The following is a 2350-nucleotide window of genomic DNA, read 5'->3' as shown; positions in this document are numbered from 1 at the left end:
TCTTTAAAGGGTGGCTGCTTCTAAGCCAACCTCCTGACTGTTTTAGCCTTCCCACTTCGTTTCCCACTTAGCCATATTTGGGGACCTTAGCTGGCGGTCTGGGTTGTTTCCCTCTTGACACCGGACGTTAGCACCCGATGTCTGTCTCCCGTGATTGCACTCTTCGGTATTCGGAGTTTGCTATGGCGACGTAATCCGCAATGGACCCATCAACCATGACAGTGCTCTACCCCCGAAGGTGATACACGAGGCACTACCTAAATAGTTTTCGGAGAGAACCAGCTATTTCCAGGTTTGTTTAGCCTTTCACCCCTATCCACAGCTCATCCCCTAACTTTTCAACGTTAGTGGGTTCGGTCCTCCAGCACGTGTTACCGTGCCTTCAACCTGGCCATGGATAGATCACCTGGTTTCGGGTCTACACCCAGCGACTGGACGCCCTGTTCGGACTCGCTTTCGCTACGCCTGCCCTATTCGGTTAAGCTTGCCACTGAATGTAAGTCGCTGACCCATTATACAAAAGGTACGCCGTCACCCCTTGCGAGGCTCCGACTGTTTGTATGCATGCGGTTTCAGGATCTGTTTCACTCCCCTCCCGGGGTTCTTTTCGCCTTTCCCTCACGGTACTGGTTCACTATCGGTCGATCACGAGTATTTAGCCTTGGAGGATGGTCCCCCCATCTTCAGACAGGATTTCACGTGTCCCGCCCTACTTGTCGTACACCTAGTTCTTCCATTCCGCCTTCGCCTACGGGGCTATCACCCACTATGGCCGCACTTTCCAGAGCGTTTGGCTGACGGTACGGATAAAGAGTACAGGCTGGTCCCATTTCGCTCGCCACTACTTTGGGAATCTCGGTTGATTTCTTTTCCTGCGGCTACTTAGATGTTTCAGTTCGCCGCGTTCGCTTCACATGACCTATGTATTCAGTCATGGATGACCCATTCGGGCCGGGTTTCCCCATTCGGATATCGGTGGATCAAAGCTTGTTTGCCAGCTCCCCACCGCTTTTCGCAGGCTACCGCGTCCTTCATCGCCTGTGATCGCCAAGGCATCCACCACATGCACTTGTTCGCTTGACCCTATAACGGGTGTGTCTTGCGGCCAGAGTTAGCGCTTTAGCGCTTACTCTGGGCTCATCCCCGTAGGGGACAAGCAGAAGAACACAATCGCTACAGGTTGAGTATTCGTGTTGCGCCGTATTTCAAGGCAATCTTTCGATCACTTAAAAATACATTGATACAATCACAACCCTGATTCACCTACTCCACACCCATCTCTAAGTGTGTTTCAGATGAATCTCTTTACTACTTCTTCCTGATTGTTAAAGAACGACAGCCGGTACGTTTTCACATACCGCTCTGACTGGCTCAATCGCCAATGCAAAAGGTTCTGCTTCGTGCAGAACGCTGTGCATTGAGGATTGGTGGAGGATGACGGGATCGAACCGACGACCCCCTGCTTGCAAAGCAGGTGCTCTCCCAGCTGAGCTAATCCCCCAGTCACACATACTCATGGGGATCTGTCTCGCCTTATGCAGACAAAGTGGTGGGTCTGGATGGATTCGAACCATCGACCCCCGCCTTATCAAGACGGTGCTCTAACCGACTGAGCTACAGACCCCTGAGTCTGTCTTTCTTACAGCCGACAAGTGTGAGCGCTTGAACGCGTGTGAGCGATGAGCTCTGGAAAGGAGGTGATCCAGCCGCACCTTCCGATACGGCTACCTTGTTACGACTTCACCCCAGTCATGAATCCTGCCGTGGTGACCGTCCTCCTTGCGGTTAGACTAGCCACTTCTGGCAAAACCCACTCCCATGGTGTGACGGGCGGTGTGTACAAGACCCGGGAACGTATTCACCGCGGCATGCTGATCCGCGATTACTAGCGATTCCAGCTTCACGCAGTCGAGTTGCAGACTGCGATCCGGACTACGATCGGTTTTCTGGGATTGGCTCCACCTCGCGGCTTGGCAACCCTCTGTTCCGACCATTGTATGACGTGTGAAGCCCTACCCATAAGGGCCATGAGGACTTGACGTCATCCCCACCTTCCTCCGGTTTGTCACCGGCAGTCTCCCTGGAGTGCTCTTGCGTAGCAACTAGGGACAAGGGTTGCGCTCGTTGCGGGACTTAACCCAACATCTCACGACACGAGCTGACGACAGCCATGCAGCACCTGTGTTACGGCTCCCTTTCGGGCACTCCCACCTCTCAGCAGGATTCCGTACATGTCAAGGGTAGGTAAGGTTTTTCGCGTTGCATCGAATTAATCCACATCATCCACCGCTTGTGCGGGTCCCCGTCAATTCCTTTGAGTTTTAATCTTGCGACCGTACTCCCCAGGCGG

2 tRNA genes and 2 rRNA genes are annotated in these 2350 nt (G+C 53.3%); all 4 read right to left on the bottom strand.

Annotated features, from left to right (window positions below):
- Nucleotides 1-1083: ribosomal RNA gene (locus AB4Y44_RS42210) — 23S ribosomal RNA — on the bottom strand; the annotation flags it as partial.
- Between the two features lie 342 nt (nt 1084-1425).
- Nucleotides 1426-1501, bottom strand: a tRNA-Ala gene (locus tag AB4Y44_RS42205).
- A 46-nt stretch (nt 1502-1547) separates the two neighbouring features.
- Nucleotides 1548-1624: transfer RNA gene (locus tag AB4Y44_RS42200), tRNA-Ile, on the bottom strand.
- A 66-nt stretch (nt 1625-1690) separates the two neighbouring features.
- Nucleotides 1691-2350, bottom strand: a 16S ribosomal RNA gene (locus AB4Y44_RS42195); the annotation flags it as partial.

This window comes from Paraburkholderia sp. BR10937 (assembly GCF_040965695.1).
Taxonomy (GTDB): domain Bacteria; phylum Pseudomonadota; class Gammaproteobacteria; order Burkholderiales; family Burkholderiaceae; genus Paraburkholderia.
This window is presented reverse-complemented; position numbering and strand designations above follow the sequence as displayed.